Below are 18,842 nucleotides of genomic sequence, written 5' to 3' on the forward strand. Positions count from 1 at the left end.
GGCGGGCCGCGGACACGGTCTCCGGTGCCAGGGCCGCGACCTGCCGGCTCGCACCCGAGGGCGAGGGCACCGACGTGCGGGTGGCCATGACCCTGGCCGCCGCCCTCGACCGCCCGCTGCCCGACCGGGCCCATCAGGTGCGCCGGTCGGTCCTCGACTCGGCCGGACAGGACCTGGGGCTGGCCGTGACGGCCGTCGACATCACCGTGGTCGACGTCCTGGAGCCGGAGCCGCTCCTCGGTTCCGGCCTCCCGACCGGCGGCGGACCTCGCCGCCCCCGGTGTCGCGGAGCGGGTCACCGTCGAGGTCACGGTGACCCGTATCGCCACCCGGTACGACGCGGCATGAGGTCCCAGCCTCTGCGCACCGGCTTCCCGGTCTCCGTCACGATGCCTACCGCCCTTCGCGGAACTCCGCCGTGGACTTGTGACGCTTCTCCGCCATGACAACCCATGACAACCCATGGCAACCGGCATCCCCTGCTGTCACGGACTCCACGCTGCGAGGGGAACCTCAGTACTTCGACGTCCGAAGAGCCGGTTCCGCAAGGCCGAGGGCCGCCACCTGTGGTCGCAGGTGGCGGCCCTCGGCCGTACCGCTGTCAGCGGACCACGATGATCACCGGGGAGGAGTTGTAACCGTAGTTGTAGTAGGGGAAGAAGCCCCCACGGTCGAAGCCGCAGTAGCCGGACCACCAGCCGCCGTAGAAGCAGCCGCCGCCATGACCGACACTGGTCGAGACATGGGCCGGGGTCGTGGCCGGGGTCGCCGCAGCGGCCGTGCCCGCTGTGCCGACGGCGACGCCGGTGGCCATCAGAACGCCGGCTGCGGACGTGGCGAACAGGCGCCTCGCACGTTGTGCTTTCATGGAATACCTTCCTTTCCACCCCCTCGTACGGCGTTCGCGCACAAGGCGGATGGCCGCGGCCGCAGCGGGAAAGGTACGGCGACGCGGTCGTAGGTGTTGCCGCCTGCTGGGTGCGGCCTTCACCAGAAAAGGCTAGACGTGTGCCGTCCGCGCGGCATCTTGGGGACGGAAGGCGGGGACAGACGGCAGACAGCCTCGAGAGGCGAACGGGGAGGACGGGGATGACGGGGATGTCCGAGCAGGACGACTGGGAGCGCGATTTCGACCACCGGTGGGCGAACGCCGCCGAGCACAAGGAGCCCTCCGCCCGGGCCCGTATGCTCGCCGCCCGCTGGAAGGACAACCCGCCGGACCCGGTCCCGTTCCGCGCCGCCCCGGACCGGGTCGCACCGCGCCGCTCGTCGTGGATATCCACCGTCGTGGTGCTCGGCTGCGTCGCCGTGGTGATCGTGCTCCTCGGTTACGCCCAGACGCGCGCCTACCGCTGAGGCGGCCCCGGCGGCCTTTGCCGCCCCGGGGCCGCGCGGGGCCCCTGCACGGGCACCGGCAGGTGCACACTGGATGGCGGGACGAGTGCCTCACTGGGCCGAGTGCCTGACTGTTCGGGGTGATGCAAGATGCAGAGCCGTTTCCGGAGCGACCGACGGCTGACCGTGCGCATGGGGGTCACGCTGTTCCTGCTCGGGCTGCTGTACGTGGCGTTCGTGGCCGCACTGATCGTGCTGCTGAAGTCCTGGGTGCTGGTCGTGGTGATCGCGGCGGGTGCGCTCGCCGCCCAGTACTGGTTCTCCGACCGGATCGCGCTGTTCGCGATGCACGGCCGGGTGGTGGAGCGGGAGGAGTACCCCGAGCTGCACGCGGTGGTCGACCGGCTGTGCGCCATCGCGGACATGCCCAAGCCGGTGGTCGCCGTATCCAGCATGGACATGCCGAACGCGTTCGCGACGGGACGGAATCCGGACAACGCGGTGGTGTGCGTGACGACCGGGCTGCTGCGGCGGCTGGAGCCGGCCGAGCTGGAGGGCGTACTCGCGCACGAGCTGTCCCACGTGGCGCACAAGGACGTCGCCGTGATCACGGTCGCCTCCTTCCTCGGCGTGATCGCGGGACTGGTCGTACGGTTCGCCTTCTACTCGGAGCTCCTCGGCGGGCGGGGCCGCAGGGACCAGAACACGCTCGCCGTTCTCGCCATGGTGATGGGCGTGTCGGCGGCGGTGTACGCGATCAGCTTCCTCCTCATCCGGGCCCTGTCCCGGTACCGGGAGCTGGCCGCGGACCGGGCGGCGGCGCTGCTGACCGGACGGCCCTCGTCGCTGGCGTCCGCGCTGACCAAGGTCACCGGCGACATCGCCCGCATCCCGTCCGAGGACCTGCGCACCGCCCAGGCCTTCAACGCCTTCTACTTCACTCCGGCGCTGGGCTCCGACCCCGGCATCGCCCGGCTCTTCTCCACCCACCCGAGCCTGGAGCAGCGGCTGGAGCAGCTGGGGCGGATCTCCGCCGAGCTGGGTGAGGCCGCGACGCCGGGGAAGGCGGGCTGAGCATGGGGCTCCTGGACATCCTGCTCGGCCGTTCGAAACCCGCCCTGCCCGACCTGGACCAGCTGTTCGCGCTGCCGTCGGCGGCGATCACGCTGCAGGCGGCGGTCGGCTTCACCCCGACCGGGCAGGGCGCGGTCTGCTTCGCCACGGTCGAGGGCGCGGCCTTCGAACAGACCCACCGCGAGGTCCAGGCCCTCCTGGACGCCGATGCCGACCGCTCCGGCCCGCCCGTGGAACTCTCCCAGGACTCCTACGGCTACTCCTGGCTGGTCTCCCGCCGCACCCCGGATCAGCTCCCCGACCTGGTCAACGACCTCCACGCGGTGAACAGCGCGCTGGAGGCCGACGGCTTCGGCCCCCAGCTGCTGTGCTCCCTGGTGGGCTTCCAGGACGACACGGGCCGCAAGCTGGCGCTGGTGTATCTGTACAAACGAGGAACCTTCTACCCGCTGTGCACACTCTCCGGCCAGCGCAAACGCGACAACGCGCTGGAGCTGCGGGCCGCCGCGGCCCTGGAAAGCGATCTTCGAGTCGAGAAGGACAAGACCCGCTGGTTCCCACTCTGGGACGCTCCCGGGCTGACTGACTGAGCAGCCCTTCAAGGGGGTCTACGGACACAAGAGAGGTTCTTGCCTGCCCGGTGGACGCCTATGGTCCTTCGCCGTAAGGAGCGGAGCAAGGAGGAGAACGACCCTTTCCGTGTCCACCCCCTTGCGGTCCCGCACAGGACGTCCGCCCAGGTCCCCCGACAGGTCACCCGACCCCGCTTCTCAGACGCTTCTCAGACGTCGAAGTACAGCTCGATAAAACCCCTGGCCTGCACAGACGCCCTTCTGACGAGCAGGCCGGTGCACAATCGGTGCACATGGCGGGGAAGAAAAGGCTCTGCCTGGGCCTGCCGATCGGCCAGGGCACCTGTAGCCGGGTTATGACCTGTGCGAAGGCGGGCGCACAGCCAGTCACCGCCAGCCGGCAGGCGAGCCCCATCCGCCGGGAAGCAGGCGAGCCGTCTTGGTCAAGCCGTCAGCCGGTACCGCTTGCCGATCGCCCGGCGGGCCTTCTCGACCGCTCCCTGGACGCGATGCACATATCGACGCAGTGTGAACGCCGGATCCTCGTGGCCGAGCAGATCGGCGAGTGTGTAGACGTCGACGCCCTCGTTGATCGCCTCCGAGGCGAACAGGTGCCGCAGGGCATGCATCATCTTGTCGCGGGACGCCTCCCACTTGCGGCCCCTGCCGACCGGCTTGTCGTTCACCGCCTTGATGGCGCCGATGGCCTCCAGGGCCGCCTTCCAGAGGTAGTTGAAATAGTTCTTGTTGAGCGCCTTGCGCTCGCGTGTGGTGAACATGAGGCGTACGGTGACCAGCTCTCCGTCCCTCTCCAGCCACGGCAGCGTGACCTCGACCGGCGGGAATGCGCGCATGTGCTCGTGCAACCGTGTCGCCAAGGCATCGTCGAGGGGGACGTACCGGTCTTTCGGGTTGTCCTTGGTGCCGCCCTTGGGCGGAGCGAAGACGAGGGTGCCACGGTGATGCGTGATCTGGCGACGGATGTGGACGGTCTTGTCGTCCTCCGACCAGTCCACGTCGTCCGGGCTGAAGCCGAATATCTCGCCCTGCCGCATCCCGAGTCCTCGGCCGCAGTCGACCGTGGCCTGATATCGGTCGGGCATGTGCTTGCGCAGGTCGTCCGTCTCCTCCCAGGAGAGCGGCACATCCTTGGCCGACTTCTTCGACCGCCTGGGCTTCACGCGCTTGACCGACCCGGTCTCGCAGGGGTTCTTCGGGATCAGGTCGTCGTCCACCGCCATGGCGAGGATTGACGACAGGTGCGTGAAGATCAGGCCGACTGTGGTCTCGTCGAGGACCTGTAGCCGGCACTTGATCCATGTCTGGATCGTGGATGCCTTGACCTGTCGTAGCTTGAGGTTCCCCAAGGGCCCGATGATGTGGTTACGGACGCGGGATTCGTACTGGTGGTACGTCCGGGGGTTGCCGAACGTCTGGTTCGCCAGCCACTGCTCGGCGATCGTCTTGAGCAGAGTCTCGCCCTTCTTCGGGGCGATGTACGTGCCGTCGTCGACGGCCCCCCGCATCCGCGTCAGATGCTGGCGCGCGTCCTCATGGCGATCGAAGCTCTCGCTCTGCTGCTGTCCTTCGGGGTCACGCCACCGAGCCAGCCACCTTTTTCCGCGCCCGTGTTCACGGGACGGCACTTTGCCGTGGGCCTTGCACTTCTCGTCGCCGGGTTGCGGACGCTTCTTGTGCCAGCGGTCGTACGGCTCAGCCAAGAAGGGCCCCCTGTATGCGGTTGAAGGTCTGGGAGGCGGCGCCGTGGGCCGTCCACTGGGGCAGCAGAGCACTTGGGGATACACCGAGGGCGCCGGCGATGGCGACCAGGTCGTCCACGTCGCAACGGCGACGACCGCGTTCGGTGCGGCTGACGGCGATGTTGGTCATCGGGCGACCCAGGGCAGTGCAGCGCGCGGCGAGCTGCCACTGGGTGAGGCGGCATGCCAGGCGGGCGGCCTCGATATTGCGGGCCGTGCCGATTCCGGCCGGTCCGATTTCGATGGGGTAAGCAGCCATGAAGGATAGCTGTAACTCGAAATCGGCGGGCATGGCAAGAGTTGGTTCTAAAACTCTACAGAACTTGCGGGCGCGGGATACTTCGGCAGGAACGGGTGATTCGGTGTATCGAGAATCGGGTGGTACAGTCCCGCGCCGCTACGGCGGTGCGAAGTATTAGCAGGCACCACAGAGGCTTCTGGCCTGCTGCTTCCCCGGCGAGGAGCGCTGAGCGGCTGCCGGGATTTTTCGAGGGAGAACCGGACGTGCGGGCGAACTTTTTGGTCAACCGGCGATCCGCTCTTACAGTTATGCCCTCTTCGGCCGCCCCGCCGTTCGGGTTGGCCGCAGAATGCCCAGAGGTGCATGTGGACAGAGCCCGAAGCGTGTGGCTTTCTTTCCCATGCCCGTCACCTGCAACCGATATGGAGTGCCCTTGCCCAACGGATTCCCTCGCCCTGCCACGGCCGCCGGGCGCGGCCCGCTCGCCACGCCGGCTGAGATCGCCGAGTACCTCGGGGTGCCGGTGAAGACCCTCTACCAGTGGAAGTACCGGGGTACCGGCCCGAAGGTGCACAAGGTCGGCCGACACCTGCGCTATCGCTGGCGCGAGGTCGACGCCTGGCTCGACCGGCAGACGTCGTACGACCTCACGGCATGACTCACGGGAAAACAGAGCGGCCCTCGGCGCGCCAACGCCGGGGGCCGGAGATTCCCCTACGCATCGCCCATCCCTGAACGAACGAACTGGTGAGGGGCGGGACCTAGCCTGTCCTGCCCCTCACCAGAGAGGAACGTCTATGGAGGACTCTACGTCCTCACACGCTTCGAGCGCATCCGCCAACGCGGAAACCAGGCCCAAGGTCGTCTGGCCGCCCGTGACAGTCCCCGGACAGGGGACGGTCCCGCACAACGGGGACCGAGCCGAGGCCCGGTCCCCACGCCAGGGGACAGGGGACGGTCCCCACAGCGCGGACGGCCCCCTCTGTCCGAATACCGGGGACAGCTCCCACCGTGCGGGGACCGGGGACCAACCGCACCACGATGTTGGTCCGCTGCCGCCGAAGGGCACGGCCCCGTCCCACGACCAGGCACGGGCCACGGACCAGACAGCCGCTGACGAGGAAGAGATGCAGGCCAGCGGCGTTCGGCCCGGACCACAGGCTGCGGACCATGCCGCTCCGGGCGGACCAGTCCCCTCCCCGAAAACGGACCATGAGTCTGGTTCCGGTCTCCTCGTCCCCCATGTGGGGACCGGTCCCCAGGGCGCGGGCATAGCACCAGGGGGCCGTAGTGGGGACCGTGATCCCCAACAGGCTGTGGGGACCGACGGTCCCGTGGGGACCGGGCAAGTACAGAACGGGACTGCGGTCCCAGATGACGGTTCGGGGACCGGGAACCGCGGCGACGAGGCGGCGGGTGACGGGGCTGTGCTGCTGGACGAGCTACGGGCGACGATCGGGCGGTACGTCGTGCTGCCGAACGAGGAGACGCTGACCGCGGTCACGCTGTGGGTGGCGGCCTCCCACATCCAGCCCGCCCTCCAGCACGCGCCACGGCTGGCGGTCGTGGGGCCGACCAAGGGGTGCGGCAAGTCCCGTGTCCTGGACGTGCTCCACGAAACCGTGCACCAGCCGGTGATGACGGTCAACACCTCCCCGGCAGTGGTCTTCCGCGTCATCGGCAAGAACCCGCCGACGCTGCTGGTGGACGAGGCCGACACCATCTTCGGCCCCAAGGCGGGCGACAAGGAGGACCTGCGCGGTCTGCTGAACGCCGGGCACCAGCGCAACCGGCCCGCGTGGCGGATCTCCGGGCCGGAGCACAAGCCGACGGCGTTTCCCACCTTCGCCATGGCCGCGCTGGCCGGGATCGGCGACCTGCCGGACACGATCATGGACCGGGCGGTCGTCATCCGCATGCAGAAGCGCAAGCCGGGCGAGCGAATCACCCCGTTCCGCTCGCGGTACTCGCTGCCCGAACTGAACGCGCTGCGCGGCCGGCTGGCCGCCTGGCTGACCCCGCTGCGTGGCACAGCTGCGGCCTTGGTGCCGAAGATGCCGGTCGAGGACCGCGCCGCCGACACGTGGGAGCCGCTGGTCATCGTCGCCGACCTGGCCGGCGGGCACTGGCCCGCGCAGGCACGTGCCGCTTGCCTGGCGATGACCCGCAACGAGGTGGTCCAGGACGAGCAGACGACCCTGAAGACGCGGCTGCTGCGCGACATCCGCCGCATCTTCGAGCAGGAGGGCGACAAGGAGGCCCTGCGCAGCCAGGACCTGCTCGCCGCCCTCGTCCAGGACGCCGAGGCGCCGTGGGCCGAGTACGGCACCAAGGGCCTGAACGCCTACCACCTGGCCAACCTGCTACGGGACTTCGGCATCAGCCCGGCCAACCACCGTTTCGAGAACGGCAGGCAGGCCAAGGCGTACGCCCGCAACCAGTTCCTCGACGCCTGGGCCCGCTACTGCCCCGACCCCGCCCGACCGGCGCCCGCCGCCGGGCATGAGGTCGCGCCCGCACGCCCGACCCGGGGCAAGCCGCCCCTCCCTCCGTCCAGGTCGCTGCCCGTCGGCCCGCCCGGCGGCACCACCGGCCCCAAGCGCACTCGCTAGCACCTTCCCTGGGTCCGTATCACTCCGTCGCATCCGTCCCCGCGCAGGTCAGCGCGGGGACGGATCTCCTCGCCAATACGGATCACTCCGTACCTGCGGCCATGTCCGTACCTGCCCTGACCAGCCACGCGACGGATGCAACGGACGTGACGAAGCCCCACCCACACACGACTGCCGGAGCACCACCATGCCCGACAACAGCACCGACACCACTCCCACCCGTCGCCGCAGGGGACTGTTCGGCCTGGCCCGCCGATCAGCAGCAAGCTGGAGCGAACGAGCCTCTAACGAGGCTTCGTCCGCGCTTGTCCCCGCCCCAGGGGTGGCGGAGGAGGCCGGGCGCCAGGGGGCGCCCGAGCCGGAGGAGGGGGTGGCCGAACCCAGCCCAGCGCCTGCTGCCAATTCCGCCTCCTCGCGCGCCCAGCCGTCGGCCGACGTCCGACCGCCCGTCGAGCAGCCGTCGTGGCGCGATCCCGACGCCCCCGTCCTGCCCACGTTGATGAACCGCAGGCGCACCACCGAGAAGCGCGACCAGGAGAAGACCATCCGCTTCACCCGTACCGCGGTCAGCCTGATCACCGCCGCAGCCCACCAGCGTGGTCAGAAGTTCGCCGGATTCGTCGGCGACGCCGCGCTCGCCGTCGCCCTCGGCAAGGCGAGCCTGGTCGGCAGCCCGGAGGACGATCCCATCCGCCCACTGATCGAAGCCATCGAGGCACACACGGTCGCGCTGAACCGCATCGGCAGCAACCTCAACCAGATCACCGGAGCCATCCACCGGGGGACTGTCCCCGAGCACGCCGAGACCGTGTTGGCCCGCGTCGAACAGGCGGCCGAGAACAGCTACCGGCTGATCGACCAGCTCCTGACCGAGGGCACTGCGCATGGTGCCTGACGTCTCCACCGGCTCCTACACCCGCGGACTGATCGTCTACCTCTTCGGCCCCGGCCGCCGTGACGAGCACACCGACCCTCATATCGTCGCTGCCTGGGACATGGCCGGCGCCCCCGACCCAGGGCACGACCCCGAGGCCACCTACACCCAGCTCGCCAAGCGGCTCGACCACCATGTCGACCTGCGCACCCGCGAACTGGGCGGCAAGAAGCCACCCCAGCACGTCTGGCACTGCCCGGTCCGCACCGCGCCCGGCGACCGCTATCTCACCGACGCCGAGTGGGCCGAGGTCGCCCGCCGCATCGTTCACGCCACCGGTATCGCACCCGAGGGGGACGAGAAGGCATGCCGGTGGATCGCGGTGCGCCACGCCGACGACCACATCCACATCATGGCCACGACCGTCCGTGCCGACGGGCGCCGCCCCCGAACCCACCGCGACGGACAGCGGGCCCAAGCCGAGTGCCGCAAGATCGAAGCCGAGCTCGGACTGCGCCGCCTGAAGTCGGGTGACCTCACCGCGCCCCGTACCCCCACCGGTGCCGAACGGGCCAAGGCGGAGCGCCAGGGCCAGGCGGTCACAGCACGGCAGTGGCTGCGCGAGCAGGCGTACGCGGTCGCCGCCGCCGTATGCATCGAAGCCGACTACTTCACCGTGCTGCAGTCCCTGGGCATCAAGGTCAAGACCCGCATCGGCCCCGAGACCGGCGAGGTGATCGGCTACAGCCTCGCTGCACCTGGCGACACCAATGCGGCCGGCGAACCCGTCTGGTACGGCGGCTCCAAACTCGCCCCCGACCTGTCCATCAACCGTCTGCGCGAACGGCTCGCCACCCAGGACGTGGCCGACCGCCCAGAGCACGTGGCGGATCCCAACACGCCATGGTGGCGCGTCGAGAGCGCCCTCAACACGGCGAGTACCACCCTCAGCTCGGATGACGACGCCACGGCCCAGGGCCACCTGGATGCCTTCGGCGACGCCCTGCACAACATGGCTCGCGCCACATCTGGCCCGCACCGGCACGAATTGGTGGCGGCGGCCAGGGCGTTCAACCGGGCCCGCCGCTCAACGATCCGGTCCGACCACCAGGCCGCCGCCGCGCTGCGCCAGGCCGCCAAGGAACTCGCCTACGCCTCCAGCGAGCCGGGCGTGCTTGCCGTCGCCCTGCTCTTCGCGGTCCTGCACCTGGCCCGCGCCGCCGCCAAGTGGCATGAGCAACGCGGCCACGAGCAGCAGGCCGCAGCGGCGGAGGAAGCCTTCCGCCATCTGCAGGCGGGCTATCAGCATGCGGCGAAGCCGGTCTTGGCGGGCCTTGCCCGCCGTGCTCCACGCGCCGCAACCGCCAAGCGCTTCGAGCAGGACCTTCGCGCGGTTCTCCCCGACCACGCCGACCGTGTCCTCGCCGACCCCGCTTGGGCCGCCCTGACTACAGCCCTCGCCCGTGCCGAGACTGCCGGCCACAACCCCCGGCACCTCTTGGCCAAGGTTGGTGCCCGGCGAGAACTCGACAGTGCCGAGCGTCCCGCTGAGGTCCTCACCTGGCGCATCACCGCTCAGTCGAGCAGGCGTGCCCAGGCAGCGCGCAGGCGAAGCAGAGTCAGGGGCACATCGTCGGTGCCCGCCGTGCCACAGTGTCCGGCCACATCAGTGCCCATGAGGCCCGAAGAACGCGGTCGCCACCGCTGAACCCGGTCAGTCGCCCCCGCCACACGTCGTGGCGGGGGCAACTGTCACGGGTGCGGGTCAGGCTGCCTCGGTTCCGCTCGAAGCAACAGGTGCACCGGTCCGCGTGGCGGGCAGCTGCTCCGCCCACGCTCGGGCGTCGGCCAGATGTTCAGCCTGAAGCCCGGCGCGGGGGTCGGGTTGGACCAGCAGGGTCGCCGCGCCGCGCGCGGTACGCTCCACGGCCCAGGCGTGATCGAGGTTGGTGAAGTCATCGTCGATCCACACTGCAGGGGCGTCGCCCAGCCAGACGTCGACGTGGTCGCGCTTCCACAGGTAGCCGTTGGGTTGGCTGGTGGTGATCTTGGGGCGTGGCAGGTCGACGTGCGGCAGGGACGGAAGGCCGAGGAGCGGTCCGACCAGGGTGGTGGCGTCCTGACGCCAGCTGGTGCACCAGACCGGCTTGACCAGGCCGGTACGGATCACGTCCATGAGCATGGGGCCATGGGCGGGGTTGAGCCAGATGGTCACCGGGTCGTCGGCGCTGCGGCCGGTGGGGACGACGTCGTGGCGGGCGTGGGTGGCCGGGGTGGAGCCGTCCGGGTCGGGGAAGGGTATGAGGACACCGTCGATGTCCAGGAGCAGGTAGGGGCGCATAGATTCCTCCACGGGGAGCCGGGGCAGGTGTCAGAGCTTGCGCGCTGTGATCAGCAAGGTGGTGGGCCAGCGGCCCTGTCGGGGGTCGTGGAACTCCTGGGCCGAGGTGAGCCACAGGCCCGCGCAGTCGAGGTGCTTCTCCCAGCGGTCGGCGTCGAAGTCCCAGCGAGCGACGGGCAGCCGGGTGCGGTCGGGCAGCGTGACGTAGTCGCGGCGAGGCCGGTCGTCGGTGGGTGGAGTCCGCCCTCCGCGCTGGGGGTGGGGAACGGAGAAGGCGAGGGTGCGGCCGGGTTTGAGGCGGTGGGCGATGGCCGGGAGAAGGAGTTCGGGTGCGACGAGGCCGACGGCACCGAAGACGGAGTAGATCGCGTCGAACTGCTCGTCGGATGCGTGCAGGTAGTGCAGGGCGTGTCCGGCGGCGAAGGTGAGGTTGTTCAGCCGTCCGTAGTGCGAGCGGGCCCGGCGTACCTGCAGGCCGACGAGGTCGATGGCGGTGACGTTGGCCGCGTGCCGGGTGGCGAGGCAGGCGGCGTTGTGGCCGGGGCCGCAGCCGAGTTCCACCACCCGCTTGTGGCGCAGGTCGGGACCGAGGATCTCGGCTCCGGGGCCGGTGCCTGGCCGTGTGGTCCACTCCATCCGGGCGGGTGGGGCGAGTGGCTCAGCCGGACCGGCGGCCGTGCGTTGGAGGGCGTGGGCGTACCAGGGAGAGGCTTGGGCGAGCACCTACGCCTCCAGGAGTTGGAGGGCGTCGGTGAGGTGGCGGTGGACGACCTTGATGTAGGTGGGGTCGGTGGCGGGGTCGTTGATCCAGCGGATGGACTGCTCCATGAACCACTCGACGGCCCACATGCGGTGCCAGCCCAGTGCCCACTTCTCGGCGGGCAGGCCGCCGCGCTCGGCAAGGGCGTCGGGGGTGCCGCCCGCGGTGACGTACGCCTCCAGGAGGACGCGCAGGCGTACGGGGTCGGGGTCGTCGAGGGTGCCGTGCCAGCTGGCGAGGTCGAGCAGGCCGGGGCCGGTGAAGGCTCGGGCGAAGTCCAGCAGGCGCCAGCCGCGCCGGCCGATGTGGAGGCTGGTGGGGTGGAACTCGGAGTGCACCCAGCCGAACGGGGCCAGGGTGGCACCCTGCGCGCGGCTGTCGGCGGCCCGGGTGATCTGGTCGAGAGCGTGCTCGATGTCGCCGGTGTCCTGCCACCGGTCGGCCTTGCGGAGCTGGTCGAGGTGGTCCAGGGCACGGCTGGGCAGGGCTCGCAGCCCTTCCTCGTGCAGTACGGGGAGCGCGCCGGCGGCGTAGGTGCGGTGGAGAACCACGGCCGCGGCGGCACCGTCGAGGTCGTCCGCGTCCCGGATGGGTGTGCCGAGGTCTTCCAGGAGCATGCCGAGCCAGCCCTCGATGCGGACCGAGTTGTAGACCTTCGGGACGGGGATGCCGCGGGTGTCGGCCAGTCGCAGGGCCTGGTCCTCGCTGTCGAAGGGCCTCTTGGCGTACTTGAAGATCCGCGTGCTGCCGTCCGGGAAGGTCACCCGCTCGACGCCGGACATCGACCACACCCGCACCTCCTCCCGCTTGGGTGTGGGCCGGTCGGCGACGATGCACAGGTTGGTGAGGAGGTCGGCGGTGAGGTTGTCGTTCACGAGGGCTCCGTTGCGGTCGTGGTGGCGTCCGGGGCGGGCGAGCGTGCCCGCCCCGGAGCCGTGCTGCTGGGTTTTACGCGGCGGGGGTCACGCGGTGGGCGTAGACCTGCTCGATCCAGCCGGCCTTGAAGGAGGCCAGGTCGTCGCGGAAGTTCGCCGTCGACGCACCGTAGGGCGCGACGACGCCGCCGGACTGGTCCGGCACGGACTGGCAGCCGTGCACCAGCCGCCCGCCGAGGGCGGCGTGGGCCTTGATGGACTCGATCCGGCGGTGCTCGTTGAACCAGCCGCCGTGGTAAACCTCGTCCAGCATCCCGCCCATCTCGTCGCCCAGGTCGAAGACGACCGAGGCGGCGGCGGGGAAGAACCAGCACGGGCCGACGTTGGAGATGTGCCCGTCCAGCTCGACCTTGTTCAGCGCCATCAGCGTGGCCGCCTCGCGCAGCATCCGCAGGTGCTCGGCGGTGATCTGCGGAAGGCCGAGCCCGTCGAGGTGCTCGTCGCGGAACAGGTAGGCGTACACCTCGTACGCGGTGGACAGTACCCGGGCGGCGTCCGAAGTGGACTCGCCGTGGGCCTTGATGAAGTCCAGCGCGAGCTGCTCGACCGCGCTCTCGGTGGTCTCCTCCACCGCCAGGAGCCTGGCCTTGACCAGCTCCCAGTCGGCGACGAGCCAGGTGTTCGACTCGAAGCGGAAGAAGTACTCGGCCGGGTCGATCGTGATGCGCCGGCCGTTGACCTGGATGCCCGGCAGGCGGCTCCAGCGCCCGTCGAACGCCTGCGGCAGTTCGACCGTGATGGCCGTGGTGTCGATGGTGGTCACCGTGTCTCCGTCTCTGATCGGCCGGGTCAGGGCACAGGAATGCCCGAACCCGGAGTGGGTGTACGGAACTTCGGGGGAGCCGCCCGGCTGAAGGGGGAGCCTGGTCACGGTGTCGGACCGGGCCGGGCGGCTGATGTTCAGTGAACACGCCGTCACACACAGTGGGTACGGTGAGAGGCGGTTGAAGCGGTATACGCGGTTTACAGCTCCGGAGCGGAGGCGATCGTGGCAGCGCAGAGAGAACCCAACGTCCGCCTGCGCGAGACCATCGAGGCGACCGGCTGCACCTACGAGGCCCTGGCAAAGGGCATCCGACGCATCGCTGCCGAGAACGGCGAGATCCTCCAGACCAACAAGTCGGCCGTCTCCCACTGGGTGAACGGCACTCGCCAGCCGACCGGCCGGACCGGCCAGTACCTCGCCGAGGCGCTGTCCCGGCGAGCCGGCCGCACGATCACTGAGACGGAGATCGGTCTCCGCGGGGGCGAGTCAACGCCGACCGAGGAGGCTGATCCCGTCCTGGCCGCCACCGACCTGGGCCGCGCCGACGTCGAGCGCCGGCGCTTCCTGGCCGTGACCGCCTTCACCGCGGCCGGCGTCGCCATGCCCCTCGCCTACGACCACGAAGCCACCGCCCGGATGCTGCGCGCCCGCACCGGCACCTCGCTGGTCGGGACGGAAGACGTGGACGTTGTACGCCAGATCACCGCAGCCTTCAGTGCCGCCGACGAACGCCTCGGCGGCGGCCACGGGCTGACCACCGTCACCGCCTATCTCGCCGACACCGCCGCTCCCATGCTCCGCGGACGCTTCCCGAACGAAGCCTTACGGCAGGCGGCATTCGGCGCCGTGGCAGAACTTGCCTACCTCGCAGGGTGGAAGCACCACGACCTCGGCCAGGAAGGCGCCGCCCAGCGCTACTACCAGGTCGGCTACCAACTTGCCTGCGAAGCCGACCCGCACGGCCACGCCGCCTGGATGATGCGCGCCCTCGCCCACCAGGCCCTCAGCCTCAAGCAACCCCACCACTGCGTCGACCTCGTCGAAGGCGCCCTACGACGGGGTCTGCGTCACGTCGACGGCCAGACCGAGGCACTCCTTCACATCACCCACGCCCGCGCCTACGCGGCTGTGGGGGAGAAGCCAGCAGCTGCCCGTGCCCTGCTCGCCGCCGAGGACGCCCTCCTGCGCGACGACGGCCCCCAGCCCAGCTACTCCCGCGTCAGCGGGCCGGCCCACGGCACCGTCGCCAGCCACACCGCTCGCACCCTGACCGACCTCGCCGACCACGTCGGCACCGAGCAGCAGCACCGCGACGCGCTGATCCGCTGGGACCCGGAGAAGTACAAGCGCGTCCACGCGCTCACCTACGCCGACCTCGGCGACAGTCTCGCCGCCCAGGCCCGAGCCGACGAGGCTGTCGCCGCCTGGTCCCAGGCTCTGACCCTCATGAAGGGCATGACCTCCGACCGCACCCGCAAGGCCATCACCTCACTCCGATCCACCCTCGCCGTATACCAGCGCCGCAAAGTGCCCGGAGCTGCCGAACTCGCCCGCCGCGCACGCGAAGCACTGGCCTAAGCTGCCCACCAACCGGCCGACGAAGGGACACCAGCCGTGGCTCAGCGGACAACCGACGACCAGCGCAAAGCCCTCAAGCCCGCCCTCGAATCCATGACCCTGCTGGTCGCCGCCGTCATCGTCCACGACACGGCCAACAACCGCGTCGTCCTCCTCCAGCGCAGCCAGAACGCCAAGTTCGCACAAGGCATGTGGGACCTGCCCGTCGGCAAGAGCGAACCCGGCGAACCCATCACCGAAACTGCGGTGCGCGAGCTGTACGAAGAGACCGGTCTAACCGTGAAGCCGGAGGCCCTGAAGGTTGCCCACATCATCCACGGCGCCTGGGGCGTCGAAGCGCCCAACGGCTTCCTCACCGTCGTCTTCGTCGCCCACGAATGGGCCGGCGAGCCCGAGAACCGCGAGCCACGCAAGCATGCCCAGGTCCGCTGGGTAGACGCCGACGCCATCCCCGTGGAATTCGTGGAGACCACCGCCAGCGCCCTCCACCGCTACCTCAGCGGCGGGCCCCAGGTGTCACTGGACGGCTGGAAGTAGGCGAGCCTTACCTTGCTGGGTAAGGCGTGACAACAAGCACCGCCGAACTGCCCTACTGGCCAAGCAGATCTGCCACGGTTGTCAGTGCTCTGCGCCAGGATCACCCCATGAACATTGACTGGGAGCGCGCAGCCGCAATCCAGCGGTCAGTGGTAGGAGGTGTACTCCTGGCCGCCATTGTGGTGTCGACTTACCGCCTCCTTGCGTGGATCACACGCCGGATCCAGCTGGCCGCCCGGTACCAGCCCGCTCCGGCCGGCTCGCAGGTCGGTGGCGACTGGTACGACGCGTTCACACTGAAGGGCGGCACGCTCGCCCTGGTCATCGGCGATGTCGTGGGCCACGATCTGACCGCCGCGGCCGGCATGGCGCAGTTGCACGACATCCTGCGCTCCCTCGCCTGGGACCGCACCGATCCGACGGATGCCGTCGTGGACCGCCTCGACGACGCCATGCACGCCATCACGACCGTGCCGATGGCCACTCTCGTCCTCGCCCGGGTGGAAGGCCCGGACAACGGCCCGTGGACGCTGCGCTGGACCAGTGCCGGGCACCCGCCGCCCCTGCTGCCGACCCCCGACGGGCACGCGCAGTACCTCGAAGCCGGTCAGGGACTCCTCCTCGGAGCCCGCCAGGGCATCATGGGTCGGCGGCCGAGCGCCGCCCACGCCCTGCCGCCGGGGTCCACGCTCCTGCTCTACACCGACGGCCCGGTCGAGATCCCCGGCAGCGACCTGGACACCGGGCTCGGCCGGCTGCGCCGCCATGCCCTCGCCCACGAACCACTGGACACCCTGTGCGACCAGTTGTCAGCCCGGATGCCACCCGGCAGCACCGACGACATCGCCCTGCTCGCCCTGCGCCTGCCCGTGCCGTGACCGGGACCGGGGCTTGAGCACCGGGGACTGAACGGCGACGGCGGTGCTCACGTCCCCGGAGCCGGCACCAGGACGTGGAACGGGCCGGGCGGCAGGGCCGGGAGGGTGTCGTCTCCGGCGCATGCCGGTCACCACGGCCACCCGGGTCGGGCCACCGGCGGCGAGTCGGACCACCGGTCGGTCTTGGCACGCACGGCCCCCCTTACCCGGCATACCCTTCCAAAAGGGGCCGCCGTGGAAACGCGCCGCGGCCTCCGCATCGTCGCCCGGCGTGTCGGGCAGCGATCGCGTTCGTGCCCGTCGCCTGTCAGGAGGTCCGTATGGATCACGAGCCCTTGCCCTCCGAGGACCACGCCGAGGTCCGCGTCGTCGCCGCGACGCCGGAGGTCGCCCGTCGTGTCGCCGAAGTGCTCCGCCGCTGCTTCGCCTCGACCGAGCAGCGCAGCTACCCCGCCGGCCGCGAAGGAGGGACCCGGCTCCATCTCACCCTCGACACCGCGCACGCCGCGGAACCCGCGCGGACCTGGCTGGCGACCAGCGAATCGACAGGCCAGTACCAGGCACACGCCGACGAGGTGTGACCCCGGAACCGTGAGGCCATCGGGATCCCCCGTCGCGTCCGTCCCCGCACGGCCCGCCACAACCCTGGAGACGCCGGCCATGACGACACTCCGCGAACGCAAGACCAACCGGAAGGCGATCCTGAGGTCCCTGTACGGCGCCGTCGAACACAACCGCCCCGAGGTCAGCGGAGCGGCACTCCGCGACGAACTGGGCCTGCCCGACGAGGACCTCTCCGCTGCCTGCGCCTACCTGGCCGACGAGGGCCTGATCAGCGTGGACTGGACCTCCCACCGGACGCCCGCCGCCGTCTCGCTGACGCACGAGGGCGTCCGGCTGATGGAGCAACAGGAGGAGGAACAGGAGGACAAGGGCGAGAAGGCGCAGGAGGAGCAGTCGGACAACTGACCCGCCCGCTCCTCCTCGATCAGAGGTAGCCTGGCTGTACCGAGGGCTTTTCGCGCAGCGCGACCGGCGGTGCCGTTCCCGGCGAGTGACGAAACGGGCAGTCGTCCGACGACTCCCCGGGACGGGACCGCACGATGGAACCCAGCGGAACGTCGGCCGGAGGCGCGTCGCCGGCAGGCGGACACACATACCGCATGCCCCTGCCCCGTCTGACCCTCACCCCGGACGTCAGCCACGGCCCATTGGACGGGGCCTGGTGGCCGCGCTGCGACGCGCTGGAACTGGAGCTGCCCTCGCTCGTCGGCTCGTTGGAGCCGGGCTGGGGCACCACGGTGCACGTCACCGTGGACCCTGCCGAATGGCCCGACGCCCCGCACACGGTCATGGCACCCGGCCGAGTGATCACCGTGGAGCCGGCCGGACCCGGAAGCGGGGCACGCTCCATCACCCTGGACTGCGGCACCGTAGGACGCTGGGTGCTCCTGGTCGTCCCGCCCGAGGAGCCCGCCGGAACAGCCGCCCGGCTGCTGGCCGCCGCCGCCGACCCCGCCCTCCACCTCACCGCGGGCGCACTCCTGGCCGCCGAAGAACACCGTCCGGCCGAGGACGACGTACTGGAGCCGATCGGCCCGCCGGGCCGGACGGTGGAACGACCGGTGGTACCGCGCGGGCCGAACACCTGAGTTCGGCGAGGCGTGCGGAGCCGTACGCGTCCCAGCGCCGCCGCGGACGTGCCGCGCCCGAACCGACGACCGCCGCGCCGGACCACTCGACAGGGCACCTCATGAGCAACGCGCCACGGCCCCCGCGGCCCGCCCGCCCCTCCTCCGCCTGTACGTCGCACCCCGGAGCACCATGCCACGCCGTATCGACGGGGCCTGGTGGCCGCGCACCTTCGGCCTCCTGGCGGATCCCCCGCAACTGCTCTCCGGTCTGCCGCGGGCCTGGGGCCGGATCGTCAGTGTCCTGGTGAACGGCACGGTGTGGACCGGGGCACCGGGCCGCATGCTCGTCCGCAACCAGGCCGTACGGCCGTGCAGGACCACGTTGGCGCACGCGCCGAGCACCATCCTCCTGATGGCCCCCGGCCATGGGCGCCGGGATCTGCTGGTCGTGCCGCCGGAGGCGACCGAGCAGGCCGCCGCATCACTCATGTCCGCCGCGGGGCTGCCGGCGGAGCAGGGCCGCTTCGCGAGCTGAGCAGGCCGGCTCGGCTCGTTCGGCAGCGCACGTCGTCGGTCCGCGGGTCGTGGCGCTCAGGTGATCCGGGGCCCTGCCTCGATACGGGTGACCGTGACGGTGACGGTCACGGCGGTGGCCTCCAAGGCGCCTGGGGCGGCGAGGCGGGAGAGGACGGCGGCCTCCACCCGGTCGTGGACGTCCCGGGCGATGTCCAGCGCCCGTCGGCTCCCGGCCAGGACGCAGCGCAAGGCCCAGGTCCTGTCCGGCCGAGTCGAGGACCGATCGGCGCACCTGATGGGCCCGGTCGGGCAGCGGGCGGTCGAGGGCGGCGGCCAGGGTCATGGTCACCCGCACGTCGGTGCCCTCGCCCTCGGGTGCGAGCCGGCAGGTCGCGGCCCTGGCACCGGAGACCGTGTCCGCGGCCCGCC

Annotated in this window: 22 protein-coding genes and 1 pseudogene; 15 read left to right on the forward strand and 8 right to left on the reverse strand. The window is 70.6% G+C overall.

Annotation, left to right across the window (positions count from 1 at the left end; genetic code table 11):
- Nucleotides 1-446 (forward strand): Asp23/Gls24 family envelope stress response protein (locus tag DEP02_RS34750; protein WP_500299361.1); only part of this gene is annotated, 446 nt, incomplete at its 5' end.
- 155 nt (nucleotides 447-601) lie between these two features.
- Here DEP02_RS34750 and DEP02_RS15840 read toward each other — a convergent pair.
- Nucleotides 602-868: a hypothetical protein gene (locus DEP02_RS15840; RefSeq protein WP_112467963.1), complete on the reverse strand. Its 267-nt coding sequence runs from the start codon at nucleotides 866-868 to the stop codon at nucleotides 602-604.
- 230 nt (nucleotides 869-1,098) lie between these two features.
- Here DEP02_RS15840 and DEP02_RS15845 point away from each other — a divergent pair, with 230 nt between their 5' ends.
- From DEP02_RS15845 to pspAB, 3 genes are all read left to right on the forward strand, one after another.
- Nucleotides 1,099-1,356 (forward strand): SCO2583/SCO2584 N-terminal domain-containing protein, encoded by a 258-nt coding sequence (locus DEP02_RS15845; protein ID WP_112467979.1) that lies wholly within the window; start codon nucleotides 1,099-1,101, stop codon nucleotides 1,354-1,356.
- Between the two features lie 129 nt (nucleotides 1,357-1,485).
- Complete coding sequence (gene htpX, locus DEP02_RS15850; RefSeq protein ID WP_112467964.1) at nucleotides 1,486-2,409, forward strand: zinc metalloprotease HtpX; 924 nt, start codon at nucleotides 1,486-1,488, stop codon at nucleotides 2,407-2,409.
- Nucleotides 2,410-2,411: 2 nt separating this feature from the next.
- The gene (gene pspAB / locus DEP02_RS15855; RefSeq protein WP_112467965.1) at nucleotides 2,412-2,999 is read left to right on the forward strand and encodes a PspA-associated protein PspAB; all 588 of its coding nucleotides are present in this window, start codon (nucleotides 2,412-2,414) and stop codon (nucleotides 2,997-2,999) included.
- 425 nt (nucleotides 3,000-3,424) lie between these two features.
- Here pspAB and DEP02_RS15860 read toward each other — a convergent pair whose 3' ends face one another.
- Nucleotides 3,425-4,702 (reverse strand): tyrosine-type recombinase/integrase, encoded by a 1,278-nt coding sequence (locus tag DEP02_RS15860; protein WP_112467966.1) that lies wholly within the window; start codon nucleotides 4,700-4,702, stop codon nucleotides 3,425-3,427.
- The gene (locus DEP02_RS15865) at nucleotides 4,695-5,033 is read right to left on the reverse strand and encodes a helix-turn-helix domain-containing protein (protein WP_332871975.1); all 339 of its coding nucleotides are present in this window, start codon (nucleotides 5,031-5,033) and stop codon (nucleotides 4,695-4,697) included. Before DEP02_RS15865 ends, DEP02_RS15860 begins: the two co-directional genes overlap by 8 nt.
- 382 nt (nucleotides 5,034-5,415) lie before the next feature.
- Between DEP02_RS15865 and DEP02_RS15870 the strand changes: the two genes are divergently transcribed.
- The 4 genes from DEP02_RS15870 to DEP02_RS15885 all read left to right on the forward strand — a co-directional run bounded on the left by DEP02_RS15870 (nucleotide 5,416) and on the right by DEP02_RS15885 (nucleotide 10,176).
- Nucleotides 5,416-5,640, forward strand: a complete 225-nt coding sequence (locus DEP02_RS15870) for a helix-turn-helix transcriptional regulator (protein ID WP_198668460.1) — start codon at nucleotides 5,416-5,418, stop codon at nucleotides 5,638-5,640.
- Between the two features lie 769 nt (nucleotides 5,641-6,409).
- Entirely contained in the window at nucleotides 6,410-7,594 is a 1,185-nt protein-coding gene (locus tag DEP02_RS15875) for a DUF3631 domain-containing protein (protein ID WP_232839146.1), read from the forward strand.
- A 322-nt stretch (nucleotides 7,595-7,916) separates the two neighbouring features.
- Nucleotides 7,917-8,489, forward strand: a complete 573-nt coding sequence (locus DEP02_RS15880; protein ID WP_112467967.1) for a MobC domain-containing protein — start codon at nucleotides 7,917-7,919, stop codon at nucleotides 8,487-8,489.
- Nucleotides 8,479-10,176 carry a relaxase/mobilization nuclease domain-containing protein gene (locus DEP02_RS15885; protein WP_112467968.1) on the forward strand — a complete coding sequence of 566 codons (1,698 nt, stop codon included), beginning with the start codon at nucleotides 8,479-8,481 and terminating at the stop codon, nucleotides 10,174-10,176. The genes DEP02_RS15880 and DEP02_RS15885 overlap by 11 nt, the downstream gene beginning before the upstream one ends.
- A 57-nt stretch (nucleotides 10,177-10,233) precedes the next feature.
- On the opposite strand, the gene DEP02_RS15890 is transcribed toward DEP02_RS15885, so the two are convergent.
- From DEP02_RS15890 to DEP02_RS15905, 4 genes are all read right to left on the reverse strand, one after another.
- A complete protein-coding gene (locus DEP02_RS15890) occupies nucleotides 10,234-10,809 on the reverse strand; it encodes an HAD domain-containing protein (protein ID WP_112467969.1) in 576 nt (191 codons plus the stop codon).
- Nucleotides 10,810-10,839: 30 nt separating this feature from the next.
- On the reverse strand, nucleotides 10,840-11,532 hold the full coding sequence (locus DEP02_RS15895) for a class I SAM-dependent methyltransferase (protein ID WP_112467970.1): 693 nt from the start codon (nucleotides 11,530-11,532) through the stop codon (nucleotides 10,840-10,842).
- Complete coding sequence (locus DEP02_RS15900) at nucleotides 11,533-12,444, reverse strand: phosphotransferase family protein (protein ID WP_112467971.1); 912 nt, start codon at nucleotides 12,442-12,444, stop codon at nucleotides 11,533-11,535.
- A 73-nt stretch (nucleotides 12,445-12,517) separates the two neighbouring features.
- Complete coding sequence (locus DEP02_RS15905) at nucleotides 12,518-13,267, reverse strand: hypothetical protein (RefSeq protein WP_112467972.1); 750 nt, start codon at nucleotides 13,265-13,267, stop codon at nucleotides 12,518-12,520.
- A gap of 225 nt (nucleotides 13,268-13,492) precedes the next feature.
- On the opposite strand from DEP02_RS15905, the gene DEP02_RS15910 reads away from it, so the two are divergent.
- From DEP02_RS15910 to DEP02_RS15940, 7 genes and pseudogenes are all read left to right on the forward strand, one after another.
- Complete coding sequence (locus tag DEP02_RS15910; protein WP_112467973.1) at nucleotides 13,493-14,848, forward strand: NsdA family TPR-like regulatory protein; 1,356 nt, start codon at nucleotides 13,493-13,495, stop codon at nucleotides 14,846-14,848.
- 36 nt (nucleotides 14,849-14,884) lie between these two features.
- Nucleotides 14,885-15,385: an NUDIX domain-containing protein gene (locus tag DEP02_RS15915; RefSeq protein ID WP_112467974.1), complete on the forward strand. Its 501-nt coding sequence runs from the start codon at nucleotides 14,885-14,887 to the stop codon at nucleotides 15,383-15,385.
- 197 nt (nucleotides 15,386-15,582) lie between these two features.
- Nucleotides 15,583-16,263, forward strand: a pseudogene (locus DEP02_RS15920) (PP2C family protein-serine/threonine phosphatase); the annotation flags it as partial.
- A gap of 320 nt (nucleotides 16,264-16,583) precedes the next feature.
- Complete coding sequence (locus DEP02_RS15925) at nucleotides 16,584-16,844, forward strand: hypothetical protein (RefSeq protein WP_112467976.1); 261 nt, start codon at nucleotides 16,584-16,586, stop codon at nucleotides 16,842-16,844.
- Between the two features lie 79 nt (nucleotides 16,845-16,923).
- Entirely contained in the window at nucleotides 16,924-17,232 is a 309-nt protein-coding gene (locus tag DEP02_RS15930; RefSeq protein WP_112467977.1) for a hypothetical protein, read from the forward strand.
- Between the two features lie 194 nt (nucleotides 17,233-17,426).
- Nucleotides 17,427-17,915 (forward strand): DUF5994 family protein, encoded by a 489-nt coding sequence (locus DEP02_RS15935; protein ID WP_232839147.1) that lies wholly within the window; start codon nucleotides 17,427-17,429, stop codon nucleotides 17,913-17,915.
- Nucleotides 17,916-18,063: 148 nt separating this feature from the next.
- Complete coding sequence (locus tag DEP02_RS15940) at nucleotides 18,064-18,432, forward strand: DUF5994 family protein (RefSeq protein WP_438947765.1); 369 nt, start codon at nucleotides 18,064-18,066, stop codon at nucleotides 18,430-18,432.
- Between the two features lie 56 nt (nucleotides 18,433-18,488).
- Here DEP02_RS15940 and DEP02_RS33495 read toward each other — a convergent pair whose 3' ends face one another.
- The gene (locus DEP02_RS33495) at nucleotides 18,489-18,662 is read right to left on the reverse strand and encodes a hypothetical protein (protein ID WP_157977463.1); all 174 of its coding nucleotides are present in this window, start codon (nucleotides 18,660-18,662) and stop codon (nucleotides 18,489-18,491) included.
- Between the last annotated feature and the right edge of the window lie 180 nt (nucleotides 18,663-18,842).

The organism is Streptomyces triticisoli (genome assembly GCF_003270085.1).
Taxonomy (GTDB): Bacteria; Actinomycetota; Actinomycetes; order Streptomycetales; family Streptomycetaceae; genus Streptomyces; species Streptomyces triticisoli.